Source organism: Paenibacillus sp. 01T442, from assembly GCF_056398345.1.
On record NZ_JBFTPF010000017.1, the window covers coordinates 1 to 17,750 of the forward strand.

Here is a 17,750-nt window from a genome sequence, read left to right on the forward strand (position 1 = left end):
ACGTTAGGCATCACATTCGAGAACTCTTTCACTTTCTTTGTCCAGCTGTCTAGAAATCCACTGTCGCTATCCCACATTGCAAGTTTCAATGTGATCGCATCCTCTTTCTTGCTATCTGCGATCGTAGGTGTAACCGAAGAACTATTGCCCGTCGGCGTCGTTTTGTCTCCGCATCCTGCTAGTCCGAAAGTTAAGGCAATGGAAAGTACAGATGTAACTAATTTTCTTTTCATAATCTTTGTTTACCCCCTTGAAGTTACGTTAAGTTGTTTACACCCCTATCTTACACAAAACCAGAATACGCTTTCATTGATATATTTAGTGATTACCTTGATAAATTTTGGGGTTTATTCTTTCTTCTTAGCGTAACAATCCCGATATTTCTGTGGGCTCATTCCCCGGTATTTTTTGAACACTCGACTGAAATGTTCGGGGTTCTCATACCCCACTTTCACAGCAATCTCATACATTTTCATATCACCTTCAATTAACCTTGTCGCCTCATTGATACGTAGTTTCGTGACATATTCAATAAAATGCTCTCCTGTTTCTTTGACAAACTGCTTGCTGAGATGACTCTCCGTGACTTGCGCCCATTCACTCACTTGACCAAGGGTGATGCTGCTACAATAATGCTTCTCAATGTAACGTTTAACTTTTTCTACTAAGCGCTGTGGGTTTTCTTCGCGCATTTTATCAGGATGAAGCAGCTCTGCGAACCTGATCACAAGTTGCTCAATCCACGCATGGAGATCCTCACGGAATGTAAACTGCTCAACAATTTCATAGGGCCTTCGCCGTGTCTCAATCACATGCGTCCAATTCATCCCCTTCGCATGCAGCAAGGCGCCAATATTCCAAATTAATTCTTCATACACAGGAAGAGCGCTTTCCAAGGTCACATTAGACACTTCGCTCAATTGGTGTAATCCTTCGTACAACTGCTTCTGCCAGTTCATATCGCCATTCTCCATACGGTGCATCATCAGATCATGATCCCATGGCATTAGATAGGGTCGATCATTCATGACGATCGTTTCAGGATAATAGACACGCCCTGGACCTTCTGAGAATCGCAGACAAGCCAAGCTTCTTGCTTGGCTGTACTTGAGATGCCAGCTCTTCCAATCCTTACATGCGTCAGATACACCTATCGATAGCGAAACGTTCAGAAAATTTTTGACCGTATTTCGCAAGGAGTCTAAGAGCTCCATCACTTGTCCTCGCAAATTTAAATAGGAAGTCGAAGATTCGAAACAGAGAAGGAGTGAAATTTCATCCTCTTGAACAGCAATAAGCTCGAATGGATGCTTGACGATCTCGATCCTTTGTTGAATAGTTCTAGCCAAATGTTCATAATTACCGATCTCTACAGCGTCAGACAATGAGATATCAGGCGATGGTTTATCCGGCAATATAGCTACTAGGACAACCTGATAGCTTGCATATGCCGTCACCCACTGTTGAAACGTATCATCTTGCGCTACATTATGGTTATATGTATAGTCTTTATCGCAGATCAAACCTCGCAGCCAACTTTCACGCTGTTTACTATCTAACTCATGATGTTGCTTATCCAAATTTGCCGAAAATACCGACTTTTCGGTCAGGAGGCTCGTTGTCTTTTGAATGACCGGTATAATATGTTCAGGGTCAAGATCTGCTTTCATGATGTAATCAACAGCGCCAAGTAAAAATGCCTTTCGTACAAATTCAAAATCCGAGTAGGCACTCAGTACAATACTCATCGGAGCGTGAGCCAGATTAGCTTCCTGCAGCTTAGATAGCAGCGTGAGCGCATCCATAATTGGCATGCTCATATCAACAATCATGAGATCAATATCCTGATAACCCGATATGCGCTCCCAAGCTCCAAGTCCATCTACAGCCTCAGCTACCACAACACATCCCAATTCAGACCAGGGAATAAGGGCATTCAAAGCAAGTCTCACTAGCGGCTCATCATCGACGATCATCACCCTAAACATACGCTTCATTTCCCCTCTTGAAAGTCATCCGGATTCTACGCATCTTGAACAATCACACGATCATACTTATGCTCGAGGCAACCTGGTACTTCAAACAACAAATAACTTTGGCCGTTAACGATCCCACGAAATGAATGTGGATATAGCATGTATTCCTCTTTTGATAAAAGTGGAAGAACAGATACATCGTTGGATAGTGCGAACTTTTCTTTCTGCGAAAAAGCCATCGTCAAGTTTTTCGCAACAAGGATGATGCGTTCATACTTGGTATCATATAAACAAAATTTCATTCAAATTGCCCCCCTTACATCTCTCTAACTTTCTATAGAACGATCAGGATGGTCAGGATTGCTGGACAGCAGCGGCAATGTTACGACGACTTCCGTGCCAAGTCCAAGCTCACTTGTGATGATCAGTCCATAGGCTTCTCCGTAATTTAAACGAATGCGATCCTTCACATTAGCAATCCCAATCCCACACAGCGACTCCACCTTCTTCTCTTGGAGCAAGGCTCCCGTCTTCCGCTGCTCCATGCCCTTCCCATTGTCAGTAACCGTAAGAATAAGTTGATTATTGTCTTGTTTACCTGTAATTTTGACGATCCCCATCGATTCTTTGCCGTAAAATCCGTGAATAATGGCATTTTCAACAATAGGTTGCAAAAGAAGCTTGAGAATGTAGGTATTTGTAACACTTGCATCCATGTCATACTCCACTTTGAAACGATCCCCATATCGAACTTTCATAATATGAATATATTTCTCTAAACTCTGCATTTCATCCGATACTTGGATGTACGATCCGCCGCGATGAAACGTAGAGGATAAAAGCTTAATAAGTGAATCGGTCATTTCGACCAAATTTGTCGCCTTAGACAGCATGCCCATAATTTTTATCGCATTGAGCGTATTGACAAGAAAGTGCGGATTAATTTGAGATTGAAGCGCATCAATCTCTGCTCGGTTCTTTAACTTCTCCTGTTCTTGCCTTTCGATAATGAGCTCTTGAATGCGTACCGCCATATTCTGAAATGTTTTCCCTAGCGAATATATTTCTAAGGGGCCCTGAAGATCCAAATCAACTTGAAAGGAACCGCTCTTCATTTTATTCATTTGATAGATTAATGATTTGATAGGCCCGACAATACTCCGGACAAGGAAAAAAGAGACAATTAGAAACAGGATTAACCCAGCAGCGGATACATTCATAATAAAGGTATAGATCTGTTTGACTTGTGCCGTCAGTTGATCATACGGTGTAATGTAGATAATCTTCCAGTCCGTTCGTTCCATTGTCATAAAGGTTACAAACATCTTGCCACCTTGTTCTACCGTTTCAAAATGGCCGCTTTTCTTACCGCTTGCCCCATCGATCGTTTTCTTTTCAACGATATTATTTTTATCTTTACTCGTATCCAACATGATATTTCCCTTACCATCGAGGATGATGTAGCTGCCGTTTTGGTTGGAACTGGACTCAGCGAGATTTTCGAACATTTTGGCTTGGATTACAAAATAGATCATTTCAACATCATTGAAAGATTTCTCGAATTGCGGCGAAATGGCAGCTGATACGATATATTTATCGCCCGATTCGATCAACTTGTTCTCTTCAGAACCAAACAGCATGACACGCCCTTGATTCTGGAGCGCTTGCTTATAAAGAGACGTACTTTTCAAATAATTTGCGTTAATGCGCGTGTTAATGTTGTGAAAATGGGTTCCTTCAAAGAAGTAAGCACCTCCATCTCGATAAACAAACATCGCAGAAACGAAGTCAGGCATATCGTGTAAATAGCTTTTTATTTGATTTTCGATTTGGCTGGAATAGCTGAATTGTTCATTGGATTCGTTGCTGCGATGGTAAGAGGTAGCAAGGGAGATGAGATTTTTATCCGTGGCAATGGCGGCACTTGTCCTAATGTATCTGCTTTGTTCCTGATCGATGGAATACGATACTTGCTCCAACGTTTGCATCGTGCGTGAAGTGATGTTGGTCAGCAAGATATCTGTATAGGCACGTAAGGATAAAAAAGTAACCAAAGCGATCGGCATGACAATAACGCAAAAGAACATGACATACAGAATCGATGTGATTGGCCATCTTTTTTTGAACATACGCATGTAAGCGCCCCCATCTAATAAAGCTCTTGTTGTTTGACAAAATTCTACAATTAATTATTTTAATTTTAGATTGGATCCTAGGTGACGTCAATTCCACAATAAATCCCAATTATCTCCTTCTACCCCAAGAGGAAGACGTCATGTCCTCCTCTCAGCGTATCAAAACCACTTATTCCTTCATGGCTCCATCCATCAGTCCAGCAAAGATAAACTTACGTAAGATCAAATACATGAGGATCGTAGGCAACATGACCAAAATGATCGCTGCCKACAGTTCGTTCCAGTAGGTTGCACGTTCGCCTACAAACGTCATTAATGCAGTTGAAAGCGTGCTTAACTTCTTAGATGGCATGTATAAATAAGGAATGTACATGTCATTCATAATATCTACAGCTTTAATAATCGCTAGCGTCGCCGTTGCCGGAAGCATGAGCGGAAATAAAATGGAGCGAAAAATTCGGAAATAAGAGGCCCCGTCTAGAAGCGCACTTTCGTCCAGCTGTTTGGAGATTTTCTCAATAAATTGCAAGTAGATGAAAATTTGCATGAGATCCGTTCCTGCATAAATAATAAGCGGAGCAAAAAGTGTGTTATAAACGCCTAGCGATTTAATGGTCTGAAAACGAGCTACTTCCGTCGTATAGGTAGGCACTACGGATGCAACGATGAATAATAGAAAAATCGTTTTCTTGAATCTGAAATTAAACCGATTAAGAACAAACGCTGTCATTGCTCCCAGAATGGCATTAATGACTACACTTGAGACTGTAATGCTGATTGAATTTAGAAATCCGAGGAGCATATTCGTTTTCTCGAACACTACAATGAAATTTTTGAACGACCAGCTGATCGGAAGTGAGAATGGCGATGAGGATGCCAACTCCGGCGCAGATTTGAATGCTGCAAATACAACGACAAGCAGGGGAACGAAAATAATTAGCGTGATGATTGATAATAGCAAGTAATACAGGATTTTGCCAAGGTTTGCGATAAACACAGATGATTCCAACTTTTGCGATTTAGTTGCCAATTGGATTGTTGACTTGCTCATGATGCTTTGTCTCCCTTCTCACGGATCAATAAGTTTTGGATGAAAGTAAATATGATGATCATCAACATAAGAATAATGGCCATCGCTGAAGCCAAGCCGTAGCTATTATATTTAAACGCAGTATTGATCGTAAAAATGGTAAAGGTACTACTTGCATTGCCTGGACCGCCTTGCGTAACCAGAAAAGGAATATCGAACACTTGAAGTGCGCCTCGAATATTTAAGAACAAAATAATTTCAATCACTCGCCGGATGCCTGGCAGCACGATATAGCGAATTTGCTGCAATTTGTTCGCGCCATCAATGGTTGCTGCTTCGTAAAGGTCATTCGGAATCGACTGTACGCCTGCTAGAAATAAAATGATATGAAATCCTGCAAACCGCCATAGGGAGATGGCGACAAGTGAATAGTTCACAATGTTCACATCGCTGAGCCAGTTATGAATCCAACCCTCTAAGCCGATAGCTGTCAGCAGCTCATTCACAGGACCATTTACTGGGTTATATAAATAGCTGAAAATATAAGCGACCGCTACGCCATTGATAATATAAGGCAATAAAACAATGGAGCGGAAAAATTCACTTGCCCGCATTTTGGCATTGAGCATGACAGCTAGTAATATCTCAAACGGAATGAGTGCTGCATGGATAATAAAATACAGCCAGTTATTTGAAAGCGATTGCCACACTTGCGACATTTTGAACGCTTTCAAGTAATTATCCCAACCTACAAAATGCAAATCTCTGCTGATCCCGTTCCAATCCGTCATACTGTATTGAAACAGTTTGACAGTCGGGTAAATCAGGAATAACAGCAGCAACCCAATCGGCAAAGCCAGAAAAGAAAAAATAAGCACTCTCTTTTGCATCATGTCATTCATGTGTGTCCCTCTCATTCCTACCTAATGTAAAGCTAATTTTAGTGAGATTGGACGCGCTTTCACATGATAATTTTTGTGCTTTCGATTGATAAATTTTGTGTCTTCCTCCGTTTCCYGATTCGACCTTTAAAATCGAGATTGGTTTACTCCGCCACGAAAAAATGCCTTTCCATTTAACATGGAAAGGCATTACTTATTTCGAACGCTAAATATATCAATTGCTGATTGGAATTATTGTTCCATGAAGTAATGCTGCTGTTTCCAGCCAAGAACTTCTTTGATCTTTGCATTCGATAGAAAGCTAGCTCGTCCAGGTAAATGTTGAGCGTAATTAGCAAGTTCGGGCATAAACCTATGGATCAGTACTTCACTAGACAGATCGGATGAAGTATCGTCAGCCGCTAAAATAAGTGATTGTGCGCCAAGCCCATCTTTCTCCACAGCCAATCTACAGGCTACTGCCATATCCCTGACATCGATATAGCTCCAAAGAATACGAATTCGTTCTTTGGGATCAGCGAAGGTCAGTCTTACTCGTGCATAATCCTTCGGTTCCAAAATATTTCCCAGACGGAAGGAAATAACCTGCATGCCTGTCCTACGATGGAAAGCTTCCCCTGTCATTTCATTAACCATCTTGGATAACCCATAGCTATCTTCCGACAATTGCGGATGACTTTCATCCATTGGAAGGAAATTCGGCGTGAAAAATTGATTTGCAAACACAATTCCATAGGATGATTCGCTGGATGCGAGTACCACTTTACGGATACCGAGATTAGCTGCAGCCTCCAAAATGTTATAGGTGTTCATGACATTATTACGAAAAGTCACGTCATTTGGATAAATAAATGCTTCCGGAATTGCGGCGAAGTGAATCACTGCTTCCACGGGTTTTCTATCCCTGACACTGAATAGCGACAGTGCATTGTGAACCTGACCCAAATCGTTCAAATCTACGATTTGGGTGCGGCACAAGGGTTCTTCTGGCAGCTTCCAATCCAAATTCAATACCTCATACCCTTGCTCAACCAGCTCTTTTATAATCCATTTACCGGCTTTTCCACTTCCACCTGTCACGATAATTCTCTTTTTCATCTATATCACGCTCCAATTCATCTCTTGTTTTAGTGTTCCATTAGACTCCTTTAATAAAACCACCAAATTTGTTTCAACTTGCATTTTCCATTATAGATAGTAACGCCTTTTATGAGAAGTAGTGAATTAATTTAAACTAAGTTACTTGAAGTTAACTGTAGCTTGGAACAATTGGTAAATTGGGTGAATTAACTCCACCTTTGTTCCTGCATGCCTTTTTAACAACACGTCCTAATATATCTCGCTATCTTTCCATGTTCAATTACAACAAACAATGATTAGTCAAGCTCAATCAACAATGCAAACTACATCACAATAAATCTGTGTAAATAAGACAAAACAAAAGAAGTCAGAAACTCTAATTCAAACAAAGGCTGTCGGATCAAATACGCGCGGTTTTTGATTTATTACAGAATCCTTAGAATTTAATATATGTTGTTTCAGACTTTCCACTAAATTATTATCCGCCGATCCCATTCGTACGTAAATCAACAATCGTTCTCAACAACTGATCCGCCTCAAGCGGCTTGCTGATGAGATACCCCTGAATCTGATCGCAGTTGTAGGATTTCAGCAGCTGGAGCTGCTCGAGCTGCTCTACACCCTCAGCTACGACTGACAATCCTAGTTGATGCGCCATAGTGATAAGCGTAGACACGATCACTTGACTCCGTTCATCGTGGGTCACATGATCGATCAATGTCTTATCCAATTTCATGCACTGCACGGGCAGCAGGCACAAATATTTCATAGATGAGTAGCCCGCTCCAAAGTCATCGAGAGAAATGAGAAAGCCCCTTGATCTCAGCTTGCTAAACACATCAATCACACGTTCCACCTTTTCAATAGCGACACTTTCCGTGACCTCCAGCTCAAAATGGTACGGCTGTACATTCTCGTCTTCAAATACGCTTTGGACACGCTCCAAAAATTGGGGATGCAGTAATTGAGCTCCAGATATATTGATAGCAATGCGTATCGGTACATTTCCCAGCACGTCTTGCCATATCTTGAACTGTCGGCATGCCTCGTGCATGATCCATTCGCCTACTTCATGAATCATACTTGAGGATTCTACAATAGGCATAAATTCCGCTGGTGAAACATGACCCAGAATCGCATTATCCCATCGAATCAGAGCTTCCACACCAGTTACATCGTTGTGCCCCGTTTCCCACTTTGGTTGGTAGACCAGACGAAACTCTCCTTGTTCCATGGCACTTTTTAGCAATCTTTCTATCAATGATCGGCGGGTCCGCGGCGTTTCAATAGCCTCGGAGTACCATTGGTAATTATTTTTCCCGGATTCCTTCACTTCAAGCATAGCCGTGTCGGAATGCTGAAGCAATTGCTCGGCTGTGGTTCCATGGTCCGGATAAACACTGATTCCGATGCTTGCCGAAATTACCACATGATGACCTTGTAGCAAGCAGGGGATATGCAGGGTCTCTTTCAAGCTAATCGCCAGCTTCTCTATGTCATCGGAGTCAGAAATAATACAAAACTCATCCCCACCCAACCTGTATGGCATTACTTCCTCCATGACACAAGATTTTAGGCGCCGTGTAACTTCCAACAGAAGCAAATCCCCTACATTATGCCCCATCGTATCATTTATGGTTTTAAAGCCATCCAAATCAATGAAAAGCACAGCAAATTGTGAAACTGTTCTCCTGTGTTTCTCGATCATCTGGTCGATTTGGAGATAAAATGCTTTCCGATTCGCTAATCCTGTTAATACATCGTGATGAGCTTGGAATTGAATTTCCGATTGCGCGCACTCGAGAGAAGACATCATATGATTCATAGATTTCTCAAGCTGTKTAACCTCATCCTTTCCCGATACTTTAATACGGATGGAGAAATCCTTGGCCTGTTCAATTTCCTTCATACTGTCAATGACTCGATTCAATCTTGTAAGTATTGTGCGGTCTAAGGTGATCATCGCAACAATAAAAACGGCTATACCCGATAGAGTAAGGAAAATTAAAAAGAACAACGTATTTATACGGGCTTGATGATAAAGCTCTCTCGGGATCGTATATGCTAGAAGGACCGCCGGCTTATTTTCAATGTTTTTGATTAAAGCATAACTCTCAATCGTATCCCCTTTGATAACCGTCCAGAACGGAATATCCTGATTACGGATATTAACCGATGTACTTGAGGAGGGAATTGTGAAGTATGAGTCCACCAATGTATACGTTAGCGGAATATCCGATTTTGCCGATATGTATTGGATATAAATATCATCTAGAAATCGAACAAATAGAAACGTACCATGTATAGGTCCCTCGTTATTACTCGTTATAATCGGATATGAGGTAGCAATCATTGGCTTCTTGTCGATCACGATCAAGCCTTCTTTACGCGAATTGCTATCTGAATGGTCCAGGAATGAAGTATGTTGACTCTTTAGTGTTTCAATAAAGGAGTTCGGATTTGGCAGCCGCTGTTTACCAATGTAATCGTAGGCTTTGGCAAAATAAACTTGCTTCTGATTATTCAACAATATCGCAAGGTTGAGTCTACTCGATGAAAAAAGCGTATCAGGATAATTCGTCTGCAAATAAGGATCATTTCCATCAGGGACGGGTTCCCTTTCGATAAAATGATACGTATCGTCCCAGCCTGAATAATTGATGGTCATAGCTCCAAGGTTTGTATACTCGTCGGAGAAAGCTAGAAGCGCCCTCTTCATACCCTCAAGGGAGTACTGCTGCTCCATCATGGTGTAGGTACGGAGCATCGTTCTGTCCGAAATGATGCAAAGTATTGCAAGCAATGCCAGGATAGTAACTCCAACATAGAGCATGAATCTGCGGCGAAGTGTCATCTGATACTCTTCCTTATTTTGGGCGAATTTTACATCAAGTTATTAGATTCTTTACTAACAATATTTAGTCCTTTAAAAATCAATAACCATTATTATCCATCCGCTTAKGTAAACACCCCGATCTGACGTACAGTTCCTCGTTACCAGCTCCTCAACTATTCTAAAATGGAAAAGAACCATCCGCGTTTGGATGGCTCCTAGAATTTGATACTGGATTAATCTTCGTAAATAACAACAGATTGAGTCTCTGACTCCCATTTAACTGCTGCTTTTAATGCCTCGCTTACAAAACGAACCGGCACAACCGTGCTGCCGTTTTCAATCGCTGCTGGAACTTCGAGAGTAACTTCATTCCCATTGACAGTTGCTGTCTTACTATCAATAAAGAGTTTCACTGTGATACCATCACGTGTAACAGTAACTGAACGCTCTTCTTCATTCCAGGTAACCGTTGCTTTCAACGCCTCTGAGATAGCACGGAATGGAACTAAAGTGTTGCCTTCGCGGATAAATGGAGCTACCTCGAAAGTTGGCTCTTCACCGTTTACGTATAATTTCACACCTTTTTTCCCTAGTTTATCGTACAATTTACCAAGTTTTTTGTAAGAATCAAGATTTGTAACGTTTGCAATAATAGCTTCCTTTTGAACGTAAACCGCGTCGGTTACGCTCCCGGTTCTATCTAACAGATCAGCAAACGCCGATAAGGCTGCGTCCTTCTCTTTGATGGCCTCAAGCTCAGCTTTCATTTCAGCAGTAAGCTGAGTCTCGTATTTTGTCAAAAGAAGATCGGCAATAACTGCCCCTGCAGGCTTGTCCTTCACATTGTTGATCGCGTTGAGCAGCCCCTTGTATCCATTGCCACCTTGATTGCCATAAGTATCGGATGTAACAGTCACATCCAATTTAGCATTCACTTTCAGATCAACGTTAACTTTCATATTATCCGACTTGCTCTCATTAGCATTGCTTGTTTCGGACTTTGCAAATGCGATCCTGTCATAAGGCTCGTTGCCAGTACACATGACGCAATAACCATCCATCTTTTTACGCCTTATTGAATTGTGACTTGCGAGTCCGCTACCTGTATATTTCCATTTCCAGTTTCGTGGGCATTCGAATCCAATCCTCATGAATGGCCCCTTATAAGCACAAAAAAGCGAATGTAAGAGTTCTAGGTGAAAAAAGCGATACCAAACAAACGTTTAACTTGAAATATTTTGTTAGTTCTTAGCTTCACACCGAAACTCCACACATTCGCTTGTTATGAGTAACGAATCAAACCTCCATTTACATGAATTACTTGACCTGTTACGTACATAGATTCATTTGCTGCAAGGTATACGAATGCTGGTGCTACCTCGAAAGGTTGTGCTGCACGGCCGAACGGGCTGTCAGTGCCTAGAGTAGCTACATGTTCCTTGGAGTAGGTACTCACATTAAGCGGCGTCCATGACGGACCAGGTGCGACCGCATTGACACGGATCCCTCTCTCTGCCAAAGACAGCGCCATACTGCGAGTAAAACTTACTATTGCACCTTTAGTTGTAGAGTAATCAATGACATCCTTATCTCCTTCGTAGGCGACCCTTGAAGTTGTATTGATGATGGCGCTGCCTTTATCCAAATAAGGTAAAGCCGCTTTAGTCAAATAAAACAAGGGGAATATGTTAGTTCGAAAAGTGTTTTCGAGTTGTTCATTGGAAATGTCCATTATACTGTTTGTAAAAGGTTGAACAGCAGCATTATTGATTAAGATGTCAAGTCTATTATAATGATTGAGCGTTTCAGCTATTATATCTGGCGAACTCGCTGGATCGCGAAGATCTCGGGCTAATAACAGACAGCGAGTTCCGAATTGCTCAACATACTTTTTGGTTTCTTCCGCATCAATATGTTCATTTAAATATACAATAACCAAGTCGGCTCCTTCTTTAGCATAAGCGGCTGCAATTGCACGTCCAAATCCGCTATCGCCTCCAGTAATGATCGCAACCTTCCCTTTCAGCTTGCAGCTACCGACATACCCAGGGTAATCAAAAATAGGACGAGGTACCATGAGATACTCTAAACCAGGGACTTGATCCTGATGTTGTGGTGGAAAAGCTATAGGCTCCTGTACTAACTTGGTTTGATAACCCAGGAAGGGGTAAACTGGATAGGAGAATTGCATGGTTTACCACCTCCTTTCAAAACCGCCAAAGCTATATGGGCTCCCAAAACCTCCGTGCCTGGCTCAGAACCTCCGTGCTCAAAACCTCCCAATCCTCCGTGAAAGCCCATATGTGTTGTCCTCCGTTTATGATGATATAGTCATTTAACCATGTATTGTATGGGCTACTGTCATAACAAGTTCGTAGTTAGTTGTAAAATAGGCTTATTGCCTTACATGTTAGTGTCAAATCACTCAACGGGCTGACATTGTCACGCCGGCAAACTGTGTCAAGTACTATCGTTTCCAGTTAATCATTCTCATAAGTATATTTTTAAATCTCTTTTTTTTCTTCAGGATTTCAAAAGGTCGCATCATATCGTAATCTTCATGTTCGAGCATGTGACAATGCCATACAAAAAGTCCAGTGAAAGGATCGAAACTCGCAATAAAAGAAGTAACGTTACCAGCGGGAGCACGAATCGTATCTTTAAATCCCCTTTCGTTAGGTTCAGGAGGAACTGCAGGCCCTGTAAATGTAAGTTCTCCAGTGGCTTGGAAATGAGCAACGTTAAAAGGCTGGCGCTCAAGAATTTGCATGTCAACAACATGTAGATGAATGGGGTGGTCATCATTTGACAGATTGATTAACCGCCAGATCTCAATAGTTCCTAATTCCATTTTCTCGGATATACGATCACTCCACCTTTTACCGTCCAGTAAATTCAACGATCTTCCATATTCATCCTCCACCCTAACGAGTGTAAGATCTCTTGTCCTTGTTGCCATTTCTCTTGAAAGAAAATCGATTTTCAATAAATGATCTGGAAGAGAACTGGTATCTTTACCTTTTAAAGGAGTGGCTACTCTGAACTGCATCACATCGGTTGTTTCGGGCGAGGCCCCCTTGAAGACATTTTTAAGAACGATCGTCTTACCGAAAAATCGAGAAAAATCGACGATCACATCCGCACGTTCGGTTGTTAGAAGGAGGATCTCATTCATTTTCACTGGTTTCTCCAGTAATCCGCGATCAGTTCCAATTTGATACAATGGCTGTCCAGTGTCCAGTTTGAATGTGATGGCTCGACTATTACAGTAATTTAATATACGAAATCGATATTTTCTCGGTTCTACTTCAAGATAGGGGGATACTTTGCCGTTAACCAAAATGTAATCTGCGTCAAAAGGTGTGACAATTGAGGGATAAGGAAGACGAGAATTGTTTTTATCTGGAGTAGCGGGGTAATAGAGAGAGCCGTCCGGGTTAAACGAGCGATCCTGAATCATAAGCGGTATCTCATATTTTCCCTTCGGTAGATTTAAGGATTGCTCATGCTCATCACGGATGATAAAAAAACCTCCAAGACCCGCATAATTGTTTAATCTTGTAATACCCATTGTATGGTCATGATAAAATAACGTAGTGGCTTCAAGGTTGGGATACTCGCATACTTTCCTTTGAAACATAGGTCCTGTTTGTTCAAAATCCCTCGTAAACCAAGCATCAGGGTAACCATCACTATGGTCATGCTGTTTTCCACCGTGTAAATGAACCACAGTCCTTACCTGTGGAAGTGTTTTTTCTGCACCATGAATGGTCGTATCGACGGGGAGAAAATGTTTTTTTGGCAGGTCATTCATCCATTTGACATATGTCGTTTCATTCTTCATCACGTCGAAAGTAGGGCCCGGGTACATTCCGTTGTAACCCCATAGACGGGTAGGCCCAAGATCACGATGTAGTTTTTGGGTAAATTCCCTCATGGTCACTTCATAATAGGAACCTTTCTTGTATTGGTTGATCGGGGAAATAGTTTTGGGAATCGGCAGTTTATCGACGAATTTTTGAAGTTTTACTTTTAAGAGCATATGAGTGGAGACCTCCTCACGGTTAATACCTTAAGAAAGCGTATGAACGACAGATGTCCCACTATGTTTAATTGTGGAATTTTCCATGAAACCCCGCCTCACCTATTCCTATTTGCGTACATAATCTATTATCAAATAAGCGGCCCAGAGGTGGATTTGAATGATCTATTTTTGTCCCCAGTACGGTGTTTGGTGTGAATACTGCACGCCATGTAGTCATGGGCTTCATGTGAACAATTACGCTGGAAGAAAGGATTCAACTATCATAGATGGATGGAACGCTATTCCTGCTCCTCCTCCCCCTCAGCTGCAATCCGTTTCAGTGGACCCCAAAACAAGTGCACTCCTAGTATTGGATATGGAGACCTCTATATGTAATAATCCTCGTTGTATTGCCTCCATTTCTAAAATTAATCAACTATTGGCGAAAAGTCGTGAACGGCGCATGCTTGTCGTTTATAGCCTTACACGAACGGGAAGCCTCTCGGATATTGCCGCGCAGATAGCCCCATTGCCAAATGATCCTGTTGTGAAGTCAAACGTTGATAAGTTCTACAAAACTGARTTAGAACAAATATTGCATGAGCATGGCATTAAAACCGTTCTGATTACCGGTTATGCCGCTAATGGTGCAGTCCTTCATACAGCCACTAGTGCTGCATTCCGAGGATACGATGTCATTATTCCAGTTGATGGAATGTCAGCTCTCAATCCTTATGCTGAACAGTATACCGCTTGGCATATGTTAAATAGCCCTGGAACCCGAAACCGGGCCACTTTAACAAAAATAAATCTGATACATTTTAGTCATCCATCCCCGTGATCCGAGGACTGGATTTACTTAATTCCCTCATAATTCCATATACTTCACGTTTTCCCCACAATGAACGTACCATCCGAGTTCTTTTTTTCGAATGCCGGTTATTCCGACAATCTAATTGGTTCATACGTCCAATCAAACCTATTTAACGAACATATTTTTATACCGTAGTGACAAATCACCAGAGGGGAATGAGTAAACATGGGAGCAGTAGGCTATGGTGGAAGTTGTGCAGGTTACGGCACAAGCGCAGCAGCTATTTTGGTTCTTTTTATTCTTTTGGTTATCATCACATCAGCTTTTGTATGGTAATTCCTTAATCTAACACAAACAAACAAACAAGGAGAAAAAACGGCCGCGAAATATAACACGGGCCGTTTTTCTCCTTGTTCTTATCATAAAAAAAGTCACCCATAATCTTTATATCAGGGTGACTTTTTATGGTAAATGAAGGTTGAAATATGAGATGAGTGGGCTGTGGGCGCTTAATGGAACCCCGCCCTTATATAAAAATTTCAATGAGAAAGGGATGCGCCGAAATAAATCTTTCGGTGCATCCCCGTTATTTCATTTTACCACCAGAATCCTGGACCACCGAAGCCGCCAAAGCCGCCGCCAAACGGGAACCCACCAAAACCACCGAATGCAAAAGGTTCAGTGCCGATGGCTAAGAGATCAAACAATACCAAAGGAATGATCGCTTTAACCTTTACTTTTTCGCCTTTTTGTGGAGCTACAATCAACGTGTTCCCACTAATTCTGACCAATTTACCTGATACGCTTGTTCCGTCTTTTTTCAGTGCCATAATTTGTTTCCCGACCATTTTACGAACGTCCTCTTTCCGAATTTGGGATGTCACGAACGTCCACCTCCTTCTGCCACCAGAGATACATTGCTATACAATATACTCCTGTGTTGATGACATCGATTGGATACACGTCCACACATGAGTAAAAAACAGTCGTTCACCTACAAAATACGCCTCTTTTCCAGTCATAAGGTGCTGCATTCCAAGATCATCGCACGAACCATATTCCTATTAAGGGATAAAAAAACGCGATTTTTATTTAATCTTTAGATTTTAAATAAACAATCAAACTAATGAATGCCAGTACAATACATGGTAAATAAAAATACTCCGAACTATCTTTAGATAATCCCCACCAAATTCGGTCGCCACTAGTTATTTGTGCAGTGAGACCAATAAAGTAAATTGCCAAAAGTATACTGGAGACCATTACAAAAACACTGAATTTACGCATTATCTCCCTCACTCAATTCCATTTATTGTTGTCAAAATATAGACGCTGTCGATTATCAATTGTTGCTTCGGAAATAATTTATTCGATGTACGGATTAAATCTCCTCTCAACCCTTATCAGATCATTTCCCGCACCCAGCAATCCTTTTTCAGATAATCGTATCATAAGACATCGTGTAAAATGCTTGAAATTAATTCGACTATGTCTTCTAGTTAATTCATTCACTGTAGGTAATTTTACATCCATAAGCCACTCACATAATACCGAGAGAGGTACTTTCCCCAACTCCACCATTGCAGTTACAGTAGTAGCTATACGCTCATCCTCTTCTGAACTAAACACCTCTGGAGCACTTTCAAGTATTGAGTTTAGTCCACTCCACACCAACTTGCACCCTTCTAACCCTACGTACCTGTTGCGGACACATTCATCAAGGGCATCAGAAATATGGGCTGCTGCATGTGCCCAACCTTTTCCTTCTACATAGCCACGATAATCCTTTTCACTCTTACAATAGGTGATTAGCTTATTCATTATTTTATGAACGTTATTTTCGGTTAAGTATTGATCCCTATTATCACGGATTAGCAACAATGCAATTAATAATGAGGAAAAGGAACGCAAAAAGATACTATCTGTACCTACTTCTCCAATCCTATTGAATAACATATTATGAGAAATAGCATTATCGAGCAATTTCACTAATTGATCATCTGGAAGCAACTTTTTTTCCAGTAGCCAATTATTTAGTATCCTATACGCTAACTTATCACGTAACTCTGGATCTGTAGAAGAAAGTAAATCGACAACTTTCTGAACCATTGAATATTCATCTATTCCTTGTGGTAGAGAAAAATTATTTCCCACGATTATTCTTAATTCTTCTTTGAGCACTTTCTCAACTCCAATTTCCCATTCATTCTTCCAAACATAAATACTATATAACTACCATATAGAAAAACTCTACTAGTATAGTACCTTATTTTTACAAAAATCTCTTTAAATGTTTTGAACATTACTGCCCGTCCCTCGATTTTAACGGTTTATCTTTCGTTTACTCACTCATTCGCAGGATTTCATCACCTGGATAAATTACGGTTACCTGGAAAGTAAACTTTTGTGATGAGGTATCCTTTTATTGAGCGCGCGGGAACAGAGGAACCCTACCGGCCTTCCTCTACTTCTTACTCTACTGCACGCATATTCCACGAATACCCTAGGAGTTTACCATCCCATGGTTCTACGGGTCTTAGCCCTAACATTCCATCGTCATACTTATCCAAGGTGTGGAGACCGATCGCGTTTAGCGGACGGAATACTGATTAAGATTCGAGCTACTTTTCCCAGCAGTTTAAATACAGATCTCTGCTTCTTCATATGCTTAACTTTAACGTTATACTCATGTAGTTCTCGAAATACAGAATTGACACCTATGAGCTGGATGGTAGCGAGAAACAGATATTTTCGTAAAGTAGAATCTCCTCGTTTCGATATGACGATCTGTCCCTTTCGTTTCCCCGACGTACTTTCAGCTAGATTAAGACCGGCCTTTCGTAGTAACAGACGTCCATGCGCATACCGCGGCAACCGATTACCTATCCAGATATCTACTCTACTTCAGAGTCTAACCCCATCCATTCGTCAAATTGCCCATTTACAATGGCTG

General features: G+C 41.3%; 14 protein-coding genes and 2 pseudogenes. 2 read left to right on the forward strand and 14 right to left on the reverse strand.

Going from position 1 to position 17,750, the window contains the following annotated elements:
• The 11 genes and pseudogenes from AC1DLM_RS15910 to AC1DLM_RS15960 all read right to left on the reverse strand — a co-directional run.
• Positions 1-233 (reverse strand): annotated as a pseudogene (locus tag AC1DLM_RS15910) (hypothetical protein); the annotation flags it as partial.
• A 114-nt stretch (positions 234-347) separates the two neighbouring features.
• Entirely contained in the window at positions 348-1,988 is a 1,641-nt protein-coding gene (locus AC1DLM_RS15915; protein WP_441987310.1) for a helix-turn-helix domain-containing protein, read from the reverse strand.
• Positions 1,989-2,023: 35 nt separating this feature from the next.
• A complete protein-coding gene (locus AC1DLM_RS15920) occupies positions 2,024-2,278 on the reverse strand; it encodes a hypothetical protein (protein ID WP_477570528.1) in 255 nt (84 codons plus the stop codon).
• Between the two features lie 24 nt (positions 2,279-2,302).
• Entirely contained in the window at positions 2,303-4,111 is a 1,809-nt protein-coding gene (locus AC1DLM_RS15925; protein ID WP_441987312.1) for a sensor histidine kinase, read from the reverse strand.
• 169 nt (positions 4,112-4,280) lie between these two features.
• Positions 4,281-5,162: a carbohydrate ABC transporter permease gene (locus AC1DLM_RS15930; RefSeq protein ID WP_477570529.1), complete on the reverse strand. Its 882-nt coding sequence runs from the start codon at positions 5,160-5,162 to the stop codon at positions 4,281-4,283.
• The gene (locus AC1DLM_RS15935) at positions 5,159-6,043 is read right to left on the reverse strand and encodes a carbohydrate ABC transporter permease (RefSeq protein WP_441987314.1); all 885 of its coding nucleotides are present in this window, start codon (positions 6,041-6,043) and stop codon (positions 5,159-5,161) included. Before AC1DLM_RS15935 ends, AC1DLM_RS15930 begins: the two co-directional genes overlap by 4 nt.
• A 231-nt stretch (positions 6,044-6,274) precedes the next feature.
• A complete protein-coding gene (locus AC1DLM_RS15940; protein WP_441987315.1) occupies positions 6,275-7,141 on the reverse strand; it encodes an NAD-dependent epimerase/dehydratase family protein in 867 nt (288 codons plus the stop codon).
• 460 nt (positions 7,142-7,601) lie between these two features.
• Complete coding sequence (locus tag AC1DLM_RS15945; RefSeq protein WP_477570530.1) at positions 7,602-9,977, reverse strand: EAL domain-containing protein; 2,376 nt, start codon at positions 9,975-9,977, stop codon at positions 7,602-7,604.
• Between the two features lie 215 nt (positions 9,978-10,192).
• Positions 10,193-11,110, reverse strand: a complete 918-nt coding sequence (locus tag AC1DLM_RS15950; protein WP_477570531.1) for a copper amine oxidase N-terminal domain-containing protein — start codon at positions 11,108-11,110, stop codon at positions 10,193-10,195.
• Positions 11,111-11,241: 131 nt separating this feature from the next.
• Positions 11,242-12,150 (reverse strand): SDR family oxidoreductase, encoded by a 909-nt coding sequence (locus AC1DLM_RS15955; RefSeq protein WP_441987316.1) that lies wholly within the window; start codon positions 12,148-12,150, stop codon positions 11,242-11,244.
• A 276-nt stretch (positions 12,151-12,426) separates the two neighbouring features.
• On the reverse strand, positions 12,427-14,001 hold the full coding sequence (locus AC1DLM_RS15960; RefSeq protein WP_477570532.1) for a multicopper oxidase family protein: 1,575 nt from the start codon (positions 13,999-14,001) through the stop codon (positions 12,427-12,429).
• Positions 14,002-14,161: 160 nt separating this feature from the next.
• Between AC1DLM_RS15960 and AC1DLM_RS15965 the strand changes: the two genes are divergently transcribed.
• Together AC1DLM_RS15965 and AC1DLM_RS15970 are read left to right on the forward strand one after the other, a co-directional pair.
• On the forward strand, positions 14,162-14,824 hold the full coding sequence (locus AC1DLM_RS15965) for a cysteine hydrolase family protein (protein WP_477570533.1): 663 nt from the start codon (positions 14,162-14,164) through the stop codon (positions 14,822-14,824).
• 198 nt (positions 14,825-15,022) lie between these two features.
• Positions 15,023-15,133 carry a YjcZ family sporulation protein gene (locus AC1DLM_RS15970; protein ID WP_082595659.1) on the forward strand — a complete coding sequence of 37 codons (111 nt, stop codon included), beginning with the start codon at positions 15,023-15,025 and terminating at the stop codon, positions 15,131-15,133.
• Between the two features lie 260 nt (positions 15,134-15,393).
• On the opposite strand, the gene AC1DLM_RS15975 is transcribed toward AC1DLM_RS15970, so the two are convergent.
• From AC1DLM_RS15975 to AC1DLM_RS15985, 3 genes and pseudogenes are all read right to left on the reverse strand, one after another.
• Positions 15,394-15,645 (reverse strand): hypothetical protein, encoded by a 252-nt coding sequence (locus AC1DLM_RS15975; RefSeq protein WP_441987475.1) that lies wholly within the window; start codon positions 15,643-15,645, stop codon positions 15,394-15,396.
• Between the two features lie 517 nt (positions 15,646-16,162).
• Positions 16,163-16,978: a DUF2785 domain-containing protein gene (locus AC1DLM_RS15980; protein WP_477570534.1), complete on the reverse strand. Its 816-nt coding sequence runs from the start codon at positions 16,976-16,978 to the stop codon at positions 16,163-16,165.
• 381 nt (positions 16,979-17,359) lie between these two features.
• Positions 17,360-17,671, reverse strand: a pseudogene (locus AC1DLM_RS15985) (transposase); the annotation flags it as partial.
• Positions 17,672-17,750 lie beyond the last annotated feature (79 nt).

Coding starts and splice junctions, on each gene's coding strand:
- AC1DLM_RS15915 (WP_441987310.1), bottom strand. CDS start 1,988: ATGTTTAGGGTGATGATCGTCGATGATGAGCCGCTAGTGAGACTTGCT.
- AC1DLM_RS15920 (WP_477570528.1), bottom strand. CDS start 2,278: ATGAAATTTTGTTTATATGATACCAAGTATGAACGCATCATCCTTGTT.
- AC1DLM_RS15925 (WP_441987312.1), bottom strand. CDS start 4,111: ATGCGTATGTTCAAAAAAAGATGGCCAATCACATCGATTCTGTATGTC.
- AC1DLM_RS15935 (WP_441987314.1), bottom strand. CDS start 6,043: ATGAATGACATGATGCAAAAGAGAGTGCTTATTTTTTCTTTTCTGGCT.
- AC1DLM_RS15940 (WP_441987315.1), bottom strand. CDS start 7,141: ATGAAAAAGAGAATTATCGTGACAGGTGGAAGTGGAAAAGCCGGTAAA.
- AC1DLM_RS15950 (WP_477570531.1), bottom strand. CDS start 11,110: ATGAGGATTGGATTCGAATGCCCACGAAACTGGAAATGGAAATATACA.
- AC1DLM_RS15955 (WP_441987316.1), bottom strand. CDS start 12,150: ATGCAATTCTCCTATCCAGTTTACCCCTTCCTGGGTTATCAAACCAAG.
- AC1DLM_RS15960 (WP_477570532.1), bottom strand. CDS start 14,001: ATGCTCTTAAAAGTAAAACTTCAAAAATTCGTCGATAAACTGCCGATT.
- AC1DLM_RS15970 (WP_082595659.1), top strand. CDS start 15,023: ATGGGAGCAGTAGGCTATGGTGGAAGTTGTGCAGGTTACGGCACAAGC.
- AC1DLM_RS15975 (WP_441987475.1), bottom strand. CDS start 15,645: ATGGTCGGGAAACAAATTATGGCACTGAAAAAAGACGGAACAAGCGTA.